This window comes from Bradyrhizobium sp. LTSPM299 (assembly GCF_000938235.1).
Classification (GTDB): domain Bacteria; phylum Pseudomonadota; class Alphaproteobacteria; order Rhizobiales; family Xanthobacteraceae; genus Bradyrhizobium.
Genome location: NZ_JYMU01000006.1, coordinates 83,661 through 102,661 on the forward strand (window position 1 = coordinate 83,661; position 19,001 = coordinate 102,661).

Sequence of the window (19,001 nt, forward strand, 5' to 3'; positions counted from 1 at the left end):
TCGAATATGTTTCGCCGCTGGGTTACCCCACCGCGCCGACGTCGAAGACCTCGCCGTCATAGCCGGCTTCCTTGGGAATCCGGAGCTGGCGGCCGGTGGCGGTCTTGGTCATGACGGGCATGACCGTGACGATCGACTTGCCACGGCTGTCGGCAAGCGCGGCCTCGACGCTGCCCTGCTTGCCGAGCCTGATCAGATTGCGTGTGGTCGGGAACGGCAGCTTGAAGCGGCCGGTCTCGCCGCCCGCCAGCGCCTCGCGCGCCGACACCCAGATCGAATCCGTCGACTCCTTGCCGTCATGGGCGCCGAGCTGCTCCGGCGGTGCTGCCGCGAGGAAGAACCAGGTGTCGAAGCGTTTTGGCATGCCTTCCGGCGTGATCCAGTGCGCATAGGGCACGAGATCGTCGAGCGCGAGCAGCATGCCGTTGTCGGTCAACACCTTCAGGAAGGTGATCTTGCCCTCGTTCAGGTCGGCGCGATGCGCGGTCGCAATCTCGCTCGCGCGTTTGGCATCGACCAGGTCATTCGATCCTTTCGGCCGCGCCAGCAGGATGCCGCTTTCTTCAAAGGTTTCGCGGATCGCAGCGATCCGAAAGCCGAGCGCATCGGCGTCGAGCCCGTCCCCGCCCGAATAGAGCGCGGGGTTGGCCGCGATCTCCTTGTCATTTTTGTCGACGCTGCCGCCCGGAAACACCAGCGCGCCCGAATTGAACTCGATCTGGTGATGGCGGACCATCATGAAGATCTCGATCTCGTTCGCAGCCTTGCTGTCGCCGACGCGGCTCTTGCTGTCGCGCAAGAGCAATACGGTCGACGCGAGACGTGGGGCGACGATGTCGGTCATGCGCTAGCCTGCTGCGCTGGATTGCGGTTGCAGATTGGCGCGGCGGTCGACGCGCGCCACGCGCGACAGCAAATAATCGACCTCCGCCCTCGCCTGCGGCGTGATGACGGCGCCGGGCTTGCGCTGCGCGCTGGACGAGATGATGCCGCGCTTCTGCAGCACATATTTGCGCACCGTGAGGCCGACGCCCGGCTGCTGTTCGTAGCGCATCATCGGCAGATGGGCGTCGAACAGATCGTGCGCGGCATCGCGCTTGCCGGCCTTGGAGAGATTGACCACGTCGATCAGGAGTTCGGGGAAGGCATAACCGGTCATCGCGCCGTCGGCGCCGCGCTCCATCTCGAAGTCGAGGAACATGCCACCATTGCCGACCAGGATCGACAGCGGCCGCAGCGAGCCGTCCTTCTGGAAATTGCGCAAGGTCGAGAGCTTCTCCAGTCCCGGCCAATCCTCGTGCTTGAGCATCACGCAGGACGGCGAATCCATCACGATCTTGCGGATCACGGCCGGCGTGAACACCACGGTCAAGGTCAGGGGATAATCCTGCAGCACCCAGGGAATATCGGTGCCGATGGCTTCCTGCGCCTGCTTGAAGTAGGTGACGATCTGGTCGTCGGTGCGCAGGTTCGGCGGCGGCGCGATCATGACGCCGGCGGCGCCTGCATCCATCGATTTCTGCGCCAGCGAGCGCATGGTGGCAAATCCCGGCGCCGAGACGCCGACGATGATCTGCATGTTTTTCGCACGCTTGACGAAGCGCACCGCGACCTGCTCGGCCTCGGCGGCGTCGAGCTTCGGCGCCTCGCCGAGGATGCCGAGCACGGTAACGCCATCGCAGCCGACGTCGGCGTAGAAATCGGTCAGCCGGTCGATCGAGGCCTCGTCGATGCGGCCGTCGTCATGAAACGGGGTCGGCGCGATGGCGAAGGTGCCTGCGGCCTCGGCGGTGAGTTTTGTCATGTATGCCTCAATTTTTGATCGTCATTCCGGGATGGTGCTTAAGCACCAGACCCGGAATCTCGAGGTTCTCGGTGCGCAATTGCGCACCTGAGGGTTCGATGCTGCCGCATCGCCCCGGAACGACGTTTATCATCTAAAAACGCCGCGCGCCCATCTTGATCTGCTCCTCGGAGAAGAAGATCTCCTTGGCATGGCTGGCGATATCCTCGGCTTTCCAGCCCGAAAATGGCGGTTTCCAGCCGTCCATCTCCATCATCCGCATCTCGCGGACGCCGCGCGGGCCGGAGACGCCCAGGACCTTCCCGGTCTGGTCGCCCGACAGATCGCTGACCATGTAGAGCACGGCCGGCGCGATGCCGTCGGGGCCGAGCGCCGCACCCGGGTTCTCCTTGTAGCGGGGCAGGTCTGCGGTCATGCGGGTCAAGGCGCCCGGCGCCAGGGTCCAGATCCGGATGCCGTACTTGCGGCCCTCGATTGCCAGCACGTTGGAGAGACCCCAGATGCCGCCCTTGGCCGCGCCGTAATTGGTCTGGCCGAAATTGCCGATCAGGCCCGAGGTCGAGGACGTGTTGACGATGACGCCGCCGCCATTGTCACGCATCCATTTGAACACCGGCTGGGTGCAGCAGAAGGTGCCTTTGAGATGCACCTTCATCACCCTGTCCCAGTTCTCTTCCTTGGCCTTGTGGAAGGTCTCGTCCAGCAGGATGCCGGCGTTGTTGACCAGAATATCGGCGCGGCCGAAATTCTTGATGGCGTCGTCGAACACCGACTGGCCGCCGGCGAGCGTCGAGATATCGGCACCGTTGGCGACTGCACGGCCACCCTCGGCCTTGATCGCATCGACGACCTTCTGGGCCATCGATTTGTCGGAGCCCGTGCCGTCGCGCGGGCCGCCGAGGTCGTTGACCACAACCGCCGCGCCCTCGCGCGCGAACAGTTTTGCGTAGGCCTCACCAAGTCCGCCGCCGGCGCCCGTGATGATGGCGACTTTGCCGTCGAGTAATCCCATGGTTTCTTCTCCCTTTTAGTTGCCGTCATTCCGGGGCAGCCCGCAGGGCTGAACCCGGAATCTCGAGGTTCCGGGTTCGCGCTCACGCGCGCCCCGGAACGACGGATGAATCAACCCAGCACCGTCCTGCCGCTCTTAATGACCGTGACGCCGCGCGATTTCACCTTGGCTTCGAACGACACCACATTGCCGTCCTTCCACAGCTCCATCGTCACGGTCTCGCCGGGAAACACCGGCGAGGAGAACCGCGCCGCGTGCTGCTTGAAGGCGGATGGATCGTAGTCGGCATAGGTCTGCAGCACGCCGCGGCAGGTGATGCCGTAGGTGCACATGCCGTGCAGGATCGGCCGCGGGAAGCCGGCCTTTTTCGCAAACTCCGGATCTGAGTGCAGCGGATTGCGGTCGCCGCAGAGCCGGTAGATCAGCGCCTGGTCGGGCCGCGTGGTGATGTCGACGACCTTGTCGGGCGCGCGCTCCGGCACTCTGTGCGGCTCGGGCTGGCCTTCCGGCGGGCCGCCAAAGCCGCCGTCGCCGCGGGCGAAACGCGAGGCGACCAATGTGGCAAGCTTCTCGCCCTTCTCATCCCGGAGCACGGTCTGGTGGCGGATCACCGCGCCCTTGTCCTTGCCCTTGTCGAAGGCGTCGAGCACGGTGGAATCGGCGGTGATGTGCGCGGCCGTCGCAAACGGCTTGTGGAAGGTGATGTCGCGTTCGCCATCGACCACCATCACGCGATTGAGGTTCATCTCGCCGGGACCTGCGCCCCAGGCCGCAACCGACGCAAAGGTCGGCACCACCTTCAGGGCGCGCGGTGTCAGCGTGCCCTCATTGACGAAGGCGAGCTCCTTCTCGTCCATCGGATCGGCGCCGAGCCCGATGCCATAGGCATAGAGCATCACGTCGCGGTCGGCGTAGCTGTATTTCTGGCCGAGGTTCTTCAGGGCCATCAGCTGTTCGTACACGATCGGCATTGTCGTTTTCTCCCGAAACCTGTTCTTTCTTGCCGGTGGCCATTGCTGCGCCCTCTTCCCTTGTGGGAGAGGGCTACACCGGTCTCAGTAGCAAACTCGCTTCGGTGAGGGGTTCGTGCCGCAGAGAGACTCTTCGCGCGGAGAGAACCCCTCACCCGCCTTCGCTTTCAGCGAAGGCACCCTCTCCCACAAGGGGAGAGGGTAAAAACTCAGGCCGGCGTGAAGAATGGCAGCGGCGCGCCGTCGGTCGGCTTCCACACCACCTTCACCTTCTGGCCGATCTTCACAGTCTCAAGATCGCAATCGACGATATTGGTCTGCAGCGACGGACCTTCCTTCAGCGTGACATAGGCGATCGCATAGGGACCGGTCGGCGATTTCCGCATCAGGCTGTAGGTGTAGACCACAGCCTCGCCCGAACTCTCTTCCCACACGGTCTTGTCGGAGAAGCAGAACGGGCAGATCGAGCGCGGGAAGTAGTGCGCTTCACCGCAGGCGGTGCAGCGCTTGATCATGAACTTGCCGGCCTTGGCCGCGTCCCAGAACGGCGCGGTCTCCGGGTTGGTTACCGGGGCATTGTACTTCTTCGCTTCAGGCATCACGCACGCTCCAGAATGCAGGTTGAGGCGGCGTGGCGAACGCCGAGCAGACCGCCGGTGCCGTGCGCGATCGCCAGATCGCAAGTCGGCACCTGCACCTTGGGATGCGCCTCGCCGCGCAGCTGCCGGACGGCCTCGAGGATCTTGGTCATGCCGCCGCGGTTGACGGGATGGTTGCTGCAGAGGCCGCCGCCATCGGTGTTGAACGGCAGCTTGCCGACGCCGGAGATCAGATTGCCGTCGGCGACAAATTTGCCGCCCTCGCCCTTCTTGCAGAAGCCGAGGTCTTCGAGCTGCATCAGCACCGTGATGGTGAAACTGTCATAGATCGAGGCGTATTTGATATCCTTCGGCGTCACGCCCGCTTCCTCGAAGGCGCGCGGACCGGACCACACGCCGGCGGAGTAAGTCAGGTCGAGATCCTTGCCGCCGCGCGGACCCTTTGCCGCCTCGCCGTGGCCGATCAGGCGCACCAGCGGCTTCTTCAGGCTCTTGGCGATTTCGGGCGTGGTGACGATCATCGCACCGCCGCCGTCGGTGACGACGCAGCAATCCATCCGATGCAGCGGATCGGAGATCATCGGCGAGTTCAGGACGTCCTCGACCGTGACGACCTCCTTCAGCATCGCATGCGGATTGTATTGCGCGTGATGCGAGGCCGCGACCTTGATCCAGGCGAGTTGCTCGGAGGTGGTGCCGTAGTCGTGCATATGACGCATGGCACACATGCCATAGGCATTGTGCGTGGTCGCCCCGTAGGCGAGTTCGAAATCTGCCTCGGCGCCGGAGGCGCGCGGCGGCATCACCCCAGTGCGCGGCTTGCCTGCCAGCGTCACCAGCGCCACCGAGCACTTGCCGGCGGCGATCGCCTCGGCGGCGTGGCCGAGATGGATCAGGTAGGAACAGCCGCCGGTCTCGGTGGAATCGACGTGGCGCAGCTTCTTGGTATTGAGCCCGAGATAATCGACCATCGGCCACAGCCCGCCCGGCGCATCACCGGCGCAGAAATAGCCGTCGATATCGTCCTTGGTGAGCCCGGCATCCTCGATCGCCCCTTTGGCGACTTCGGCGTGAAGCTGCGCGGTTGATTTATCGGGTGCGTGCCGGGTGGGATGCTCGTAGATCCCGGCAATGTAGGCCTTGCCCTTGATGGTCAAATCGTTCTCCGCTGGCGTTTCTTCATGTCCAGCTTTTTTCTGAACCGCTCGCACGACCTTGGCAAGCGCGGAAATATTCCGTCAGGCGAGACCGCGGCGCGTGACGTATGCGTGCTGCAATAATGATGTCGTCCCGGGTCGCGCGGAGCCTGTCATCGGACGCGCATTCGAGCGACCGGTTGGCTTGCCCGGGACGACATCGGTTGTGTGGTTACTTCCCGACACACCGTCTTTTGAACGCGAACCGCCGGGAAGGCACTAACGCATAGGCAAGCATGTTGGCCGCTCCGTCGGAATCGGCATACTCGAGCGCTATACGCCCGTCGGCAACACGTTTATGTTGTGGCGGCAGAATCTGCTCCGTTCACCCGACCGACCGGGAAACATGGAGCGATCGGTGGAGCTGAAAATGCCCGACAATAAGCCGACCGCACCACCACTCGATCTTTCCGTCTTTGACAATCTAGAACCTCCCCCGGGACAAGTGCCGGCGCTCCGTCCGGAAGCACAGCCTTTGACCACCACAGACCCGCGGCTGACGCCGGAACCGGCCCCCGAGCGGCTGGTCGAGATTGCCAATCTGAGCGCGGCGGATCTGGCAGCCGCGCAGACGTCGGCCGCGAAGGTGGATTTCCGCAACACCACGACGCTCCTCGCGCATGGCGATGGTGCGCTTGCCGCCATCGCCCAGACCTCGCGGCAGTTGTTGACGGGGGTGCGGCTCGAGGATGCCGGCGAAGTCGGACGTATCGCGGCGAGCGTGATCGACGGCGTGAATATCCTGCGGATCCAGGACCTGCAGGCCGAAGCGAGGGGCGATCGGCCGGTCGCGCGCAAGGGACTGATCGGCAAGCTGCTCGGCGTCGCCGCCGATGCCCACACCGCGTTCAAGGGATTCATGGAGAACCGCAAGCAGTTTCTCGATCTGATGGATTCCGAGCAGGCCAAGGCGCGCAAGACCAAGGCCGATTTGACCGTGTCGGTCCAACTGCTCGACCAGCAGGCGTTGGCGATACGACAGAGCCTGAACGACCTGAAGATCGAAATCGCGGGCGGCCAACTCGCACTTGACCGTGGTCAGGCAGACCTGGAGGCGCTGCGGCAAAACGCAGTCAGCACCGGCGATGCCGCCGACGCCGCTGACGTGATGGAGTTTCGTTCGGCGGTCGCGAACTTTCGCGGCAAGATCGCCGAGATGCGCGAGAACCTCGTGGCGTCGGCGATGCTGATTCCGATCATCGGGCAAAACAAGAAGGCCGCCGAAACCCGGATCATGAAGATATCCAACGGCATGCTGGTGGTGATCCCGCGCCTGATGGCGGTCGCAAGTCAGGCGGTGGTGCAGGTCGATATCGCCCGAGCCGCCCAGGAATCCGAGAAGCTGGACGAAGCCGCGCGGCAGATCACGATCCTGGCCTCGAAAGGTGCGCACGACGCGGCGACCAGTGCGGCGCGCAGCCTGGGCGGCGATCAGCGCAACATCGACGTGCTGGCGCAGGTCGCGGACGAAGCGATCAAGACCATGCACGAAGTCATCGAGATCGAGCGCGAGGTCGCCTCAGGCGATCGCGAGCGCGAGGCGAAGCTGACCGCGATCCGCGACCGCCTGGTGCAGGGCATGCAGGGCGTGAACGCAGCGGCGGTGCAGCGGTGACCGAGAAACTCGATTTCGACATGCACGCAGCGTGGCTGCGCCGTTTCAAGTCCGATGCCGAAAGCAATCTCAGGGCGTTCGCGCTTCGACTGAAGGAGGCCTTGCCGGAACTGGTGACGGTCCACGAAAGCCGGGGCCTGTTTTCGCGCAGCGTGAAGACCAAGGGGGTCTCGGTCGAACTGGGCGAGAAGCGATATAATCTTGAAATCGATGGCGGCAGGCTGAAGGCCAGTATCGCCATGGTGGTTCACGGCATCGTCCTCAATACCAAAAGCGTCGACCCGGCCGAATGGTTCGCGCGGCTGGCGGAAGAAACCAGAAAGGCGAGCGACTATGCGCGGGCGCTGAGTGGGTCACTCAGCGACTTCATGGTGAACTGAGATGGGCATTTTCGACATCTTCAAGGGGCCGGATGCCGACACCGTCGCCCAGCGCGCCGCCCATGACGAACGCATCGCCGACATTCAGGATTCTCTCCGCAACGGCGGGGTGCCGGCCGCGATCAAGGATCGGCTGGAGGGCGCGCGCAGCGGGCGTCGGCCATGGACCGCAACGCTGCGGCCGGCCGAGCTGCTGATTGCACGATCACATGGGTTGAAGCCAATCGCGGCGATCTCGGCCACCTGCTGGCTGCACTATGGATGGTCGTGGACCAACGGACACTCCGAAGGCTGGAATATGGCATTGAGCCGAATGCGGGAGGAAGCATTGGCGGCCGGTGCGAACGCCGTCCTCGACGTCAAGATGCGCACGATCCCGTTGGACGTCGAGAACAGCATGGACTTCACGCTGGTCGGAACGGCGGTCCGCGTCGAGGGGCTGCCGCCAAGCCGTGAGCCGATCATCGCGACGGTCCCTGCCCTCGAATTCGTCAAGCTGCTGGAAGCCGACGTGGTACCGACCGGCATTGCCATCGGCGCCTATTACGAGTGGATGAACGACTGGCTCAACAATACGAATTTGACGTGGATGGGCAATATCGAGTCCGAACGGTTGAGCCAATTGTGGGAACACGTCCGCCAGCGGGCGCACCAGAACCTGCGCACCAATGCGCGCGCGCAAGGCAATGGCGTGCTGGCGCATCTCAACTTCAGCGAGATGTTTGAACGCGAGGGCCAGAACAAGCAGAAGCAATATCTGGCACGCCATATCGTGGTGGCGACAACAGTCGATGCCAAGCGTGGCACCACAATTCCGCACGAGGTGAGAATGGTGGTGGATATGCACGCCGGCCGGTCGCCGCTGGTCGGAACCGCGCAGCATCACCAATCCTATGCGTCCAATGAATCCGAGGGAGCCATTTGACATGACCGATGAGATGCCGGCGCACGCCAAAGACCGCCTGAAGGGCCTGCGCAGTTCGGCGCATGCGACCGGCGTGTTCACCTCCGATTTTTCGGTCAATGAATTTCTGCTGGTGCGCAAGGCCGGGTTCGAACCGATCGGCCTCTGCGTCGGCACCTGTGTGTATCACGTCGGAATTCAGTACCGCAGCTGGAGCAAGAACCAGGAGCTCGATGTTCTCTCCAAGGCGATGTATCACGCGCGCGAATTGGCGATGAGCCGGATGCGAGCGGAAGCCACCGCGATGGGGGCGGATGGCATCGTCGGCGTGAAGCTGACGATCAAGCGGCTGGAATGGGACGAGCATCTACTCGAATTCATCGCCATCGGCACCGGCGTGGTCCACGGCGAGGGACATACCGGATTCCGCGCACATGATGGCGGTCCCTTCACCTCCGATCTGTCGGGACAGGATTTCTGGTCGCTGCTGCATTCCGGATATCGGCCGGTCGAGATGGTGATGGGAAGCTGCGTCTATCACGTGGCGCATCGCGGCATCCTGGCTGGCCTCGCCAGCGTCGGCCAGAACGTCGAGCTCGAAAACTACACCTCCGCGATGTACGAAGCCCGCGAGATCGCGATCGATCGGATGCAGTACGAAGCCGAGGCGGCGAAGGCCGAAGGGGTCGTTGGCGTCGACATTCACGAGGGCAGTCATGGCTGGCAAACCCATGTGATCGAGTTTTTTGCGATCGGAACCGCCGTGCTGCCGCTCGCTGAGGAGATCGCACCGGAGAAGATCCCCAATCCGGTGATGGTGCTGTCCGTGAACGATTGAGGGCCGAGCACCGTGGCGACATCCTTTCGTAACCCACGATCAGCAGCTGCGTAGAGCGGGTGCTCTTTAGCCCGCCGAATGCCGTGCGAGGTGGCGGGTTAAAGAGAACCCGCCCTACACGAGCTACGGGTTCATCGTTCTCCGGTAGAGAAAACCCAGCGCGGGACGCACAGAGCATCCCAGCAAAGCGCCCAGCAGGCCAAGGGCGGCAATTTCGTTGTCCCACCTGAATCCGGCGTGGGCCACTGCGCGAACCATAAGAAAGTAGGTCGACAGGACGATCCCGCCGGCGAGCAAGAAGCTCCGCCAAAACTGCGGGTGGAGCGAGCAGATGACTCCGCACACGAAACCGACCGACAATTCGGGCCAGTGGAGAGCCAGCCACTCGCTCATCAGGGCGACCTCTCCTACTCCGCCGCCAGTTGCCGCGGCGCGGGCGGCGGGTTGGCGAGGTCGGCGGCGAGTTGCGCGTAGCGAACCTTGGCGTCCGTGACCGCCTTCTCCTTCACCGGGCCGTAGCCCCTGATGCGATCGGGCAGCGAGAGCAATTCGACCGCAATATCGTGATTGAGCGGCGACAACAGGTTGAGCACGGTCGCGACGTCCTTCTCGTAGCCCGCGATCAAGTCGCGCTCGAGCTTGCGGTCGGAATTGTAGCCGAAGACGTCGAGCGGCGTGCCGCGCAGGACACGGAATTTCGCCAGCACCTTGAAGGCTGACATCATCCAGGCGCCAAACTCGCGCTTCTTCGGCCGGCCCTGCGCGTCGAGACCGCCGCCAAGGATCGGCGGCGCCAGATTGAAGTTGAACTTGAAATCGCCTTCGAACTGGTCGCGCAACTGCTTCTCGAAACGGCCATCGGTGAACAGGCGCGCCACCTCGTACTCGTCCTTGTAGGCGAGCAGCTTGGCGTAGTTGATCGCGACCGCGCGCGGCAGCGCCTCGTCATAACCACCCTTGGTCGCGGCCTCGCGAACCTGGTCGACCAGCTTGCGATAGTGCTTTGCCAACCGTCCGTTCTGGTAGTCGGTCAATAGTGCCATGCGATGGGTGATGATCTCGTCGAGCGACATCGCATCCAGCGACTTCACAGGGGCCGCGACGTCGTCGTCTTGCCCCTTCATCATTGAGGCGAGGCGCGCCGGATCGGCCGCCGCCAGGCGTCCGAGCTGGAAGGCCTGGGTGTTCATCTTGATCGAGACGCCGTTGACCTCGATCGCCTGCTGGATCGACTCCGCCGACAGCGGCAGGAAGCCGCGCTGATAGGCAAAGCCCATCATCATGATGTTGGTGGCGATGGAGTCGCCAAGCAGCGCCTCGGCCGGCTTGGTGAAGTCGAAGAACGCGGAGTCCTTGCGCAGCTCGGTCTCCAGCACATTGTTGACCTTGCGGCTCTGGAAATTGAAATCGCGATTCAGGATGAAATCCGCGGTCGGGATGATGTGGCTGTTGATGACGCCGACGGTGCGGCTACTGTCACACAGCGAGATGGTGTCCTTCGACACCGCCACGACCTCGTCAGCAGCGAGCACGAGATCGGCCGTGCCGGTGACGATGCGCGAGCAGGTGACGTCGGCGGTGTGCTCGGAGAGCCGGACATGGCTCAGCACCGCGCCACCTTTTTGCGCAAGGCCGGACATGTCGAGAATCATGCTGGCCTTGCCCTCGATGTGTGCGGCCATGCCGAGCAGCGCGCCGATCGTCAGCACGCCGGTGCCGCCGACGCCGCCGACCGCAATGTTATAGGGCCGGTCGAGCGCGGGCTTCGAGGCCGGTTCCGGCAAGGCGCCGACATCGCCAAGTTCGGCGGGCGCACGTCGCTTGAGCTTGCCGCCGTCGACGGTGACGAAGGACGGGCAGAAACCCTTCACGCAGGAATAATCCTTGTTGCAGGTCGACTGGTTGATGGCGCGCTTGCGCCCGAGCTCCGTCTCCAGCGGCTCGACCGAGATGCAATTCGACTGCACCGAGCAGTCGCCGCAGCCTTCGCAGACCGCCGGATTGATCAGCACGCGGCGCGCCGGATCCTCCATCAGGCCGCGCTTGCGGCGGCGGCGCTTCTCGGCCGCGCAGGTCTGCACGAACACGATCGCCGACGTGCCCTTGGTGTCGCGGCACATCTTCTGGACGTTTTCGAGTTCATCGCGATGGAACAGTTTTACGCCGGGCGCGATGGTGTCAGACGGATAGGCATCGGGAGTCTCCGAGACCAGGTAGATTTCGCGGATGCCCTCGGCGTGGATCTGGAAGGTGATCTTTTGCGGCGACAGGTCGCCGTCATGATGCTGGCCGCCGGTCATCGCGACCGCATCGTTGTAGAGGATCTTGTAGGTGATGTTGGCCTTGGAGGCGATCGCCTGGCGGATCGCCAGAATGCCGGAATGGAAATAGGTGCCGTCGCCGAGATTGGCGAAGATATGGTTCTCGTTGGTGAACGGCGCGATGCCGACCCACGGCACGCCCTCGCCGCCCATATGGGTGAAGGTCTCGGTCGAGCGGTTCATCCACAGCGCCATGAAATGGCAGCCGATGCCGCCGAGCGCGCGGCTGCCTTCCGGCACCTTGGTCGAGGTGTTGTGCGGACAGCCCGAGCAGAAATAGGGCGTGCGGCTGACCGGAGCGACCGCCTGCATCTGGGTCGACTGGCGGCCGTTGAACCAGTCGGCCTTGGCGCGCAGCATTTCGGCGATTTCAGGATTGAGATTAAGTCGAAGCAGCCGCTCGGTGAGCGAGCTCGCAAGCGAGGCGACGCTGAGTTCGGCGGCGAAGGTGAGGAAGCGCTTGTCGTGATCGTCCATCTTGCCGACGATGCGCGGGCGCACGTCGTCGCGCCAGTTGAACAGCTCCTGCTTGACCTGGTTCTCGACGATCTCGCGGCGTTCCTCGACGATGAATATCTCCTCGAGACCAACGGCGAAATTGCGGACGCCTTCCGGTTCGAGCGGCCAGGGCATGCCGATCTTGTAGAGGCGGATGCCGATTTTGGCGGCGATGTCAGGCGTGATGCCGAGCTCACGCAGCGCCTGGCGGATGTCCTCGTAGCTCTTGCCCGAGGCCATGATGCCATAGCGCGCGTTCGGCGAGTCCATGGTGATGCGGTTGACCTTGTTGGCGCGGGCAAAGGCGATCGCGGCAAAGCCCTTGTAGTCCTGTAAGCGCCGGTCCTGCTCGAAGCGATCGTCGGGCCAGCGGATGTTCAGCCCACCCGGGGGCATTTCGAAATCGGGAGGAATGATAAACGGCGTCATCTCGTCGGTGAGGTCAATCTCGGCTGTGGTCTCGACCGTCTCGGTGATTACCTTCATGCCGACCCAGCAGCCGGAGTAGCGCGACATCGCGATACCCAGAAGGCCCATCTCGATCATTTCGTGGATGCTGGAGGGGTAGAGGTAGGGCATCAGCGCGGAGATGAAGGCGTGGTCGGACTGATGCGGGACGGTGGAAGACTTTGCGCCGTGGTCGTCGCCGGCCAGACAGAGCACGCCGCCATTTTTGGCCGAACCTGCTGCGTTGCCATGACGGAACACGTCGCCGCAGCGGTCGACGCCGGGGCCCTTGCCGTACCAGATGCCGACCGCGCCATCATATTTGGCGCCGGGCGACAGCCCAAGCTGCTGTGAGCCCCAGATCGCGGTCGCAGCCAGGTCCTCGTTCACGCCGGGCTGGAACTTGATGTTATATTGCTCGAGATGCTTGCGCGCGGCGAACAGCTGCTGGTCGTAGCCGCCGAGCGGGGAACCGCGATAGCCGGAGATGAAGCCCGCGGTGTTGAGGCCTGCGGCGCGGTCGCGTCTGATCTGCGCCATCGGCAAGCGGACCAGCGCCTGGATGCCTGTCAGGAAGACATGGCCGGTGCCTTGGGTGTATTTCTGGTCGAGGCTGATAGGCCCTTGGTTGATACCCATTTAGCCCTCTTTTTCCTGGTCGCGACGACTGTGTTTTAGCTAGTCATCCGAGCTTGTTAGAACCAGTCTATGTCGGATGTTCCAACGCGCGCACCACAATTCTGGGCCATGACGCCCGGGGTTCGAAAATCGCAACTTAGTGCCGGGAATATCGGAGCGCCGTTTCGTTTTCTGTCGCAGAACAGGCCCGCGGCGCAACGGCGTAACGCGTCGTGCGGACCGGAAGGTGGACGAATGCGGCAACGGCTTCAGGCGATGCGGGCGATTCTGGCGGCCCTTCTGTTGTGCGGTGCGTTCATATCAGGCGAGTGCACGGCCGAGCCGTCCGATGAGGTGATCGCCCGTGGCAAGGCACTGACGATCGCCGGCGACTGCGCGAGCTGCCACACTGCCGTTTCAGACAAACCCTTTGCCGGGGGAAAACGGATCGACACGCCGTTCGGCGCGGTGTTTTCGCCGAACCTGACCCCCGACCGCGATACCGGCATCGGCGGCTGGAGCGACGACGATTTCCTCCGCGCCCTGCGCACCGGCGTCTCGCCCAATGGCGCGCACTATTACCCCGCCTTCCCCTACCCCAATTTCACAAAGCTGATCCGCGACGACATCCTGGCGATCCGGGCCTATCTCGCGACCCTTGCGCCGGTCAGCAACAAGGAGCCGCCGCCGGAGCTGCGCTGGCCGCTGAATTACCGCGTGCTGATGCGGGCCTGGGACTACCTGTTCTTTGTGCCCGGCATCTTCCAGCCGGACCAGAGCAAGACTGCCGAATGGAATCGGGGTGGCTATCTGGTCGAAGGCGTCGCGCATTGCGGCGCCTGCCACACGCCGAAGAACGCCTTTGGCGCCGACAAGCGCGGCCAGGCGTTCGGCGGCGGCATGGTCCAGGGCATGTTCGCGCCGCGGCTCGATGGCGTGGAACGCAGCGGGCTGAAATCCTGGAGCGTCGACGACGTCGTCGAATATCTGCAGAGCGGCCGCAACGGGCGCAGCCATGCCGGCCCGCTGATGTCGGAGGTCGTCGTCAACTCGACCTCGCAGATGAGCGACGCCGATGTGCGCGCGATCGCAGTCTACCTGAAGGCGCTGCCGGCCGGCACACCTGAGCCGGACGTCACCCCGCCCTCGCCGGCGCAGATGAGCGACGGCGAACGGATCTATCGCGGCGCCTGCGTCGCCTGCCACGAGCTCGATGGCTCAGGTGCGCCGCGGATCTATCCGCCGCTGCCGGGCAACGCCAATCTGCAATCGGCCAACCCCGCGAGCACGCTGCGCATCATCCTCGACGGCGCGCAGACCGTGACCACGCCACGGGCGCCGAACGCCGGCTCGATGCCGTCCTATCCGAAGCTCACCGACCAGGAGATCGCCGATGTTGCGACCTATATCCGCAATTCCTGGGGCAATGCGGCCCCCGCGGTGACCGCGGACCAGGTAGCGACGGCTCGCCAGACAAAATAGCCAGTCACCGCTCCTCGCCGCTGAACACGAATTTCGGCATTTCCCATTTATAGCGGATCGCGAGCAGCCGCAGCGAAAGCCCAAGCACGAAGGTCAGCGCGGTCCAGAGGTGCTCGTTCAACTGCAGGCCGAAGGCGGTCGCATAGAACAGTCCAGTGACGACGGAGACGCTGGCGTAGAGCTCGCTGCGAAACAACAGCGGCACGTCGTTGCACAGGATGTCGCGCAACACGCCGCCGGCGCAGCCGGTGATCATGCCGGAGACGATCACGATCGCCAGCGAGGCATCGACCTGCCAGGCAACGTCGCAACCAGCCATGGTGAACACGACGAGCCCGATTGCGTCGAGCACGAGGAATGCGAGATTGAGCCGATGCACCAGCCGCGCCAGCAGGATGGTGGCGAAGGCCGCAGCCCCCGCAATCGCAAGATAGACCGGTTGCGCGACCCAGAGCAGCGGATAGTGCCCGAGCAGCACGTCGCGGATGGTGCCGCCGCCGAGCGCGGTGATGGCCCCGAGCATGCAGACGCCGGCCCAGTCCATCCTGCGCCGGCCCGCGGCGAGCGCCGCCGTCATGGCCTGCGCCGCGACTGCAATGAACGAGAGCACGTGCAGCACCGAATCGACGGGTGGCATGGTCCACATCGGAAAGGCCCCATGGAAACAGGGTTTGGAACCGGGAATCGGCAGTTCCATCATGAACGGGTTGCAACATTGGCGCGGAACATCCTCCCGCGCCAGCCATTGTCTCCTGCGTTTAGCTTTGGGGTGCTCACGGAGGAACGATAATGACCTACGAACCCAACGATCCGTATCGCGCCAACCTGACCGATGACGACATCCGCCGTCAGGCGCGCTTCAACAGCCTCGACAACGAGCTGCAGCCGGATCCGGAACTCGCGGAAGGTCCGGGCAGCAGCACAAAGATCGCTATGTTCGCAGTTGCGGTAGCCGTGGTGCTGGGCGCGCTGTTCTATGGGCTTAACAACACGTCGGTGAACCAGGCCGGCACGACGCCGTCGACGCAGACCGCACAGACCCAGCCGGTCAATCCCGCCGGGGCGCCTCCCGGCATGCGCGACGTGACGCCGAGGACAAATGGTCAACCCGGGATGACGACGGGCGCGGCGCCGGCACAGCCCGCGACCCCGCCAGCCAACGCCAAGTAAGCAAGCGGCTGATAGGCGAGAACCACGCAGGCAGCGGGCCCAATCGGCCCGCCGCCTTTTGCGTCGGCTATTTAAACATCTTGTTGAGCTCACCGCCGGGATAGCCATTGGCGAATTCGGTGAAGGTGCCCTTCTCGGCCATTTCCTTGGCGGCGTTCATGACGCCGGTCCACGCCATCCGCGCCAGCGCGCCGCCGATGCTGATCCGGCGCACGCCGAGTTCGGCGACCTTTTGCAGCGACAGGTCGGACGCGCCGCCGATCAGGAGATTGACCGGCTTCGGCGCCACCGCTTTCACGACGGCGGAAATCTCCTCGTTGGTTGAAATGCCCGGCGCGTAGAGCACATCGGCTCCGGCGTCCGCATAGGCCTGCAGCCGCTCGATCACCAGCTTCAGGTCCTTCACTCCCCGCAGAAACGCCTCGCAGCGGCCAGTGAGCAGCACGCCGCTGTTGTCGGCATCGATAGCCCTGCGTGCCGCCTTGATGCGCTCGACCGCGAGCTTGTGTTCGAACAGCGGATTGGCGGCATCGCCGGTGAAATCTTCGATCGAGAGCCCGGCGACGCCGGTCTTGACACCGCGCGCGACATTGATGGCTACTTTCTCCGGCTCGACCGCAAAGCCGTCCTCATAGTCCGCATTGACGGGGATGTCGGCCGCCGCGCACACCGCGGTCAGATGGTTGCAAACATCATCGATCGTGACGCGGTTGTCGGGCTTGCCGATGGTCCAGGCGAAGCCGGCGCTGGTCGAGGCCAACGCCTTGAAGCCAAGATGCTGCAGCGCCAGCGCGCTGCCGACATCGAACGGGTTCGGAATGATGAAGCATCCGCTGTCATGCAGCTTCTTGAAGGCGGCGCGTTTGTCAGCAGTTGTCACTGGCATCGTTCTCTCCCTGTTTGGTTCGCCGCGCAGAGATAGGCATGCGCGGCGCGGCGCGCCAGTCCGGCGTGCGAGCCCGCGGCCCTTATCCTTCCACCTTGCGCAGAAATGTCCGCTCCTCCGCCAGGATGAACTTGTTTCCTTCCGCGAAGTTGAAGTTCGCCATGCCTTCCTTGTCGGTGCGCAACCGCGCGCGATAGGCCTCGTAGGCGGCGAGGCTCTCGAACGAGATCAGCGCGAAGGCAATGTTGTTGGTGCCCTCGTGCGGCATCCAATAGCCAATCAGATCGCCGCCGCATCGCGGGATGATCGAGAGCCATTTCTTCGAATATTCCTCGAACATCGCGCGTTTGAACGGATCGAGTTGGTAGCGGATGAAGACGGTGATGGTCATTGATGGCCTCCGATGCATGCTGGCGTCATTGCGACACTAGCCCCTTGCCCGACGTCGATGCTTCGGCTATCATCGAACTATGAAAGCAGGACCCGACATCTCCCGGATTGCCGCGCTCGTCGGCGATCCCGCCCGCTGCAACATGCTGACCGCGCTGTTGACCGGCCGTGCGCTGACCGCAAGCGAGCTGGCGCAGGAGGCCGGCATCACGCCGCAGACGGCGAGCTCGCATCTGGCGAAGCTCGAAGCCGGCGGGCTGATCGAGCCGGAGAAGCAGGGCCGCCATCGCTATTACCGCCTCACCGGTGCTGACGTCGCTGACATGCTCGAGGGCCTGCAGGGCATCGCCGCCCGCGCCGGTCACATGCGCGTGCGCACCGGGCCGAAGGATCCGGAGCTCCGGCGTGCGCGGATCTGCTACGACCATCTCGCCGGCGACCTCGGTGTGCAGATGCTCGACAGCATGAAGAGCCAGAAGCTGATCCGCCAGACCAAGCAGGCGATCGAGCTGACCGGCGAAGGCAAGCGCTTCATGGCCGAGGCGCTGCAGATCGATGCTGATACGCTGGCGCATCCGCGCCGTCCCGTGTGCAAGGCCTGCCTCGACTGGAGCGAACGCCGGCACCATCTCGCAGGCACGCTCGGAGCGGCCATGATGGACCGCTTCACGGAACTGAAATGGGCGGCGCGCGACATCACGCCGGGCAGCCGCGTGGTCAATTTTTCGCGAAACGGCGAAAAGCGGTTTGCAGCGCTGTTCGGGGCGGGTGAATAACGGCGCGCATTCAAGCCAGCCGTCACGGCTGGCGTGCACGAACGCGTGACCTCGCCTCCGGAGCCTTCGATGAATCCTCGCTTCCTCGCCGCCGCTGCTTTGTTCGGCGTTCTGCTCGCTGTGCCGCTTGCGCCCACATCCGCCGCCGAGCGCGAACCCTACGGCATCGGGCTCGAAGGCTTTCCCTATCCCTACCCCGTCCAGATGCTGCCGCTGGTCAATGACGGCGAGCAGCTCCGGATGGCCTATATGGACGTGGCGCCGGCAAAGCCGAACGGGCGCGCCGTGGTGCTGCTGCATGGCCGCAACTTCCCCTCGAGCTACTGGGCGCCGGTCATCAAGACGCTGACCGATGCCGGCTATCGCGTCGTGGTGCCGGACCAGGTCGGCTTCGGCAAATCCTCCAAGCCGCAAGGCAACCTGCATTTCGACAATCTCGCGCGCAACACGGTTGTGCTGCTCGATCAACTGCAAATCGCCAAGGCCGACATCGTCGCGCATTCGATGGGCAGCATGGTCGGAATCCGCATCGCCCGCGCCTATCCGGATCGCGTCAATCATCTCTTGCTGACCGCACCGATCGGGCTGGAGGACTACCGGCTCTACGTGCCGCCGACGCCGACCGAGAAGATTCTCGAGAACGAGGAGAAGCTGACCGCCGACGGCTATCGCAAGCAGCTCGAGACCAACTATTCGCTGAAGCTGCCGCCCGACCAGGTGACGCCGTTCATCGACGCGCGCTTCAACATCAAGGGCAGCGCCGAATATCCGCGCTGGCTGCGCGCCTTCGTCGCCTCCGCGCAACTGATCTATCGCGAGCCGGTCGTGCACGAGATCCCGCTCGTCACGCAGCCGACGCTGTTCATCATGGGCGCCGACGATCACAACGCGCCCGGCCGGCCGAACGCGCCGGAGGCGCTGCGGCCGAAGATGGGGCACAACGCCGACCTCGCGAAAGCGCTGGCGGCACAGATGCCGAACGCCCGCGTCGAGGTGATCGCCAACACCGGGCATCTGGTGTTTCTGGAAGCGCCGGCGAAGTATGACGAATTGTTGCTCGGCTTCCTTGCGTCGCAGTGACGTAGCAACGGACT

Annotated in this window: 19 protein-coding genes; 8 read left to right on the top strand and 11 right to left on the bottom strand. The window is 63.9% G+C overall.

Annotated elements, in window-relative coordinates; all coding sequences use genetic code 11:
• Positions 1-22: 22 nt before the first annotated feature.
• From UP10_RS01430 to UP10_RS01455, 6 genes are all read right to left on the bottom strand, one after another.
• Positions 23-844, bottom strand: a complete 822-nt coding sequence (locus UP10_RS01430) for an NUDIX hydrolase (RefSeq protein ID WP_044585664.1) — start codon at positions 842-844, stop codon at positions 23-25.
• A 3-nt stretch (positions 845-847) separates the two neighbouring features.
• Positions 848-1,804, bottom strand: a complete 957-nt coding sequence (locus UP10_RS01435; protein WP_044585665.1) for a dihydrodipicolinate synthase family protein — start codon at positions 1,802-1,804, stop codon at positions 848-850.
• A gap of 133 nt (positions 1,805-1,937) precedes the next feature.
• Positions 1,938-2,816 (bottom strand): SDR family oxidoreductase, encoded by an 879-nt coding sequence (locus tag UP10_RS01440; protein WP_044585666.1) that lies wholly within the window; start codon positions 2,814-2,816, stop codon positions 1,938-1,940.
• A 110-nt stretch (positions 2,817-2,926) separates the two neighbouring features.
• Positions 2,927-3,787: a MaoC family dehydratase gene (locus tag UP10_RS01445; protein ID WP_044585667.1), complete on the bottom strand. Its 861-nt coding sequence runs from the start codon at positions 3,785-3,787 to the stop codon at positions 2,927-2,929.
• A gap of 209 nt (positions 3,788-3,996) precedes the next feature.
• Complete coding sequence (locus tag UP10_RS01450) at positions 3,997-4,386, bottom strand: Zn-ribbon domain-containing OB-fold protein (protein ID WP_044585668.1); 390 nt, start codon at positions 4,384-4,386, stop codon at positions 3,997-3,999.
• Entirely contained in the window at positions 4,386-5,543 is a 1,158-nt protein-coding gene (locus UP10_RS01455; protein ID WP_044585669.1) for a thiolase family protein, read from the bottom strand. The genes UP10_RS01450 and UP10_RS01455 overlap by 1 nt, the downstream gene beginning before the upstream one ends.
• Positions 5,544-6,057: 514 nt before the next feature.
• Between UP10_RS01455 and UP10_RS01460 the strand changes: the two genes are divergently transcribed.
• Genes UP10_RS01460 through UP10_RS01475 form a run of 4 tightly spaced genes read left to right on the top strand, consistent with a single transcriptional unit; the run spans position 6,058 to position 9,319 of the window.
• Positions 6,058-7,197 (top strand): toxic anion resistance protein, encoded by a 1,140-nt coding sequence (locus UP10_RS01460; RefSeq protein ID WP_197086714.1) that lies wholly within the window; start codon positions 6,058-6,060, stop codon positions 7,195-7,197.
• Positions 7,194-7,577, top strand: a complete 384-nt coding sequence (locus UP10_RS01465; protein WP_044585671.1) for a hypothetical protein — start codon at positions 7,194-7,196, stop codon at positions 7,575-7,577. The genes UP10_RS01460 and UP10_RS01465 overlap by 4 nt, the downstream gene beginning before the upstream one ends.
• A gap of 1 nt (position 7,578) precedes the next feature.
• Positions 7,579-8,502: a heavy metal-binding domain-containing protein gene (locus tag UP10_RS01470; RefSeq protein ID WP_044585672.1), complete on the top strand. Its 924-nt coding sequence runs from the start codon at positions 7,579-7,581 to the stop codon at positions 8,500-8,502.
• Position 8,503: 1 nt separating this feature from the next.
• Positions 8,504-9,319 (top strand): heavy metal-binding domain-containing protein, encoded by an 816-nt coding sequence (locus UP10_RS01475; RefSeq protein ID WP_044538609.1) that lies wholly within the window; start codon positions 8,504-8,506, stop codon positions 9,317-9,319.
• A gap of 123 nt (positions 9,320-9,442) precedes the next feature.
• On the opposite strand, the gene UP10_RS01480 is transcribed toward UP10_RS01475, so the two are convergent.
• Together UP10_RS01480 and UP10_RS01485 are read right to left on the bottom strand one after the other, a co-directional pair.
• Complete coding sequence (locus UP10_RS01480) at positions 9,443-9,712, bottom strand: hypothetical protein (protein WP_044585673.1); 270 nt, start codon at positions 9,710-9,712, stop codon at positions 9,443-9,445.
• Between the two features lie 14 nt (positions 9,713-9,726).
• Positions 9,727-13,224, bottom strand: coding sequence for an indolepyruvate ferredoxin oxidoreductase family protein (locus UP10_RS01485; RefSeq protein ID WP_044585674.1), 3,498 nt, complete (start codon positions 13,222-13,224; stop codon positions 9,727-9,729).
• Positions 13,225-13,479: 255 nt separating this feature from the next.
• Here UP10_RS01485 and UP10_RS01490 point away from each other — a divergent pair, with 255 nt between their 5' ends.
• The gene (locus UP10_RS01490) at positions 13,480-14,685 is read left to right on the top strand and encodes a c-type cytochrome (protein WP_044585675.1); all 1,206 of its coding nucleotides are present in this window, start codon (positions 13,480-13,482) and stop codon (positions 14,683-14,685) included.
• A 4-nt stretch (positions 14,686-14,689) separates the two neighbouring features.
• Here the strand turns inward: UP10_RS01490 and UP10_RS01495 are convergent, their stop codons facing one another.
• Positions 14,690-15,331 (bottom strand): trimeric intracellular cation channel family protein, encoded by a 642-nt coding sequence (locus UP10_RS01495; RefSeq protein WP_044538606.1) that lies wholly within the window; start codon positions 15,329-15,331, stop codon positions 14,690-14,692.
• Positions 15,332-15,474: 143 nt separating this feature from the next.
• Here UP10_RS01495 and UP10_RS01500 point away from each other — a divergent pair, with 143 nt between their 5' ends.
• The gene (locus UP10_RS01500) at positions 15,475-15,855 is read left to right on the top strand and encodes a hypothetical protein (protein ID WP_044585676.1); all 381 of its coding nucleotides are present in this window, start codon (positions 15,475-15,477) and stop codon (positions 15,853-15,855) included.
• A 67-nt stretch (positions 15,856-15,922) separates the two neighbouring features.
• Here the strand turns inward: UP10_RS01500 and UP10_RS01505 are convergent, their stop codons facing one another.
• Both UP10_RS01505 and UP10_RS01510 read right to left on the bottom strand, forming a co-directional pair.
• Positions 15,923-16,741, bottom strand: a complete 819-nt coding sequence (locus UP10_RS01505) for an isocitrate lyase/PEP mutase family protein (protein WP_044585677.1) — start codon at positions 16,739-16,741, stop codon at positions 15,923-15,925.
• 82 nt (positions 16,742-16,823) lie between these two features.
• Positions 16,824-17,132, bottom strand: a complete 309-nt coding sequence (locus tag UP10_RS01510; protein WP_044585678.1) for an NIPSNAP family protein — start codon at positions 17,130-17,132, stop codon at positions 16,824-16,826.
• A 79-nt stretch (positions 17,133-17,211) separates the two neighbouring features.
• On the opposite strand from UP10_RS01510, the gene UP10_RS01515 reads away from it, so the two are divergent.
• Positions 17,212-17,907 (top strand): ArsR/SmtB family transcription factor, encoded by a 696-nt coding sequence (locus UP10_RS01515; protein ID WP_044585679.1) that lies wholly within the window; start codon positions 17,212-17,214, stop codon positions 17,905-17,907.
• 69 nt (positions 17,908-17,976) lie between these two features.
• On the top strand, positions 17,977-18,987 hold the full coding sequence (locus UP10_RS01520) for an alpha/beta fold hydrolase (RefSeq protein WP_044585680.1): 1,011 nt from the start codon (positions 17,977-17,979) through the stop codon (positions 18,985-18,987).
• The last annotated feature ends 14 nt before the right edge of the window (positions 18,988-19,001 follow it).

Coding starts and splice junctions, on each gene's coding strand:
- UP10_RS01430 (WP_044585664.1), bottom strand. CDS start 844: ATGACCGACATCGTCGCCCCACGTCTCGCGTCGACCGTATTGCTCTTG.
- UP10_RS01435 (WP_044585665.1), bottom strand. CDS start 1,804: ATGACAAAACTCACCGCCGAGGCCGCAGGCACCTTCGCCATCGCGCCG.
- UP10_RS01440 (WP_044585666.1), bottom strand. CDS start 2,816: ATGGGATTACTCGACGGCAAAGTCGCCATCATCACGGGCGCCGGCGGC.
- UP10_RS01445 (WP_044585667.1), bottom strand. CDS start 3,787: ATGCCGATCGTGTACGAACAGCTGATGGCCCTGAAGAACCTCGGCCAG.
- UP10_RS01450 (WP_044585668.1), bottom strand. CDS start 4,386: ATGCCTGAAGCGAAGAAGTACAATGCCCCGGTAACCAACCCGGAGACC.
- UP10_RS01470 (WP_044585672.1), top strand. CDS start 7,579: ATGGGCATTTTCGACATCTTCAAGGGGCCGGATGCCGACACCGTCGCC.
- UP10_RS01475 (WP_044538609.1), top strand. CDS start 8,504: ATGACCGATGAGATGCCGGCGCACGCCAAAGACCGCCTGAAGGGCCTG.
- UP10_RS01480 (WP_044585673.1), bottom strand. CDS start 9,712: ATGAGCGAGTGGCTGGCTCTCCACTGGCCCGAATTGTCGGTCGGTTTC.
- UP10_RS01485 (WP_044585674.1), bottom strand. CDS start 13,224: ATGGGTATCAACCAAGGGCCTATCAGCCTCGACCAGAAATACACCCAA.
- UP10_RS01490 (WP_044585675.1), top strand. CDS start 13,480: ATGCGGGCGATTCTGGCGGCCCTTCTGTTGTGCGGTGCGTTCATATCA.
- UP10_RS01495 (WP_044538606.1), bottom strand. CDS start 15,331: ATGTGGACCATGCCACCCGTCGATTCGGTGCTGCACGTGCTCTCGTTC.
- UP10_RS01500 (WP_044585676.1), top strand. CDS start 15,475: ATGACCTACGAACCCAACGATCCGTATCGCGCCAACCTGACCGATGAC.
- UP10_RS01505 (WP_044585677.1), bottom strand. CDS start 16,741: ATGCCAGTGACAACTGCTGACAAACGCGCCGCCTTCAAGAAGCTGCAT.
- UP10_RS01510 (WP_044585678.1), bottom strand. CDS start 17,132: ATGACCATCACCGTCTTCATCCGCTACCAACTCGATCCGTTCAAACGC.
- UP10_RS01515 (WP_044585679.1), top strand. CDS start 17,212: ATGAAAGCAGGACCCGACATCTCCCGGATTGCCGCGCTCGTCGGCGAT.
- UP10_RS01520 (WP_044585680.1), top strand. CDS start 17,977: ATGAATCCTCGCTTCCTCGCCGCCGCTGCTTTGTTCGGCGTTCTGCTC.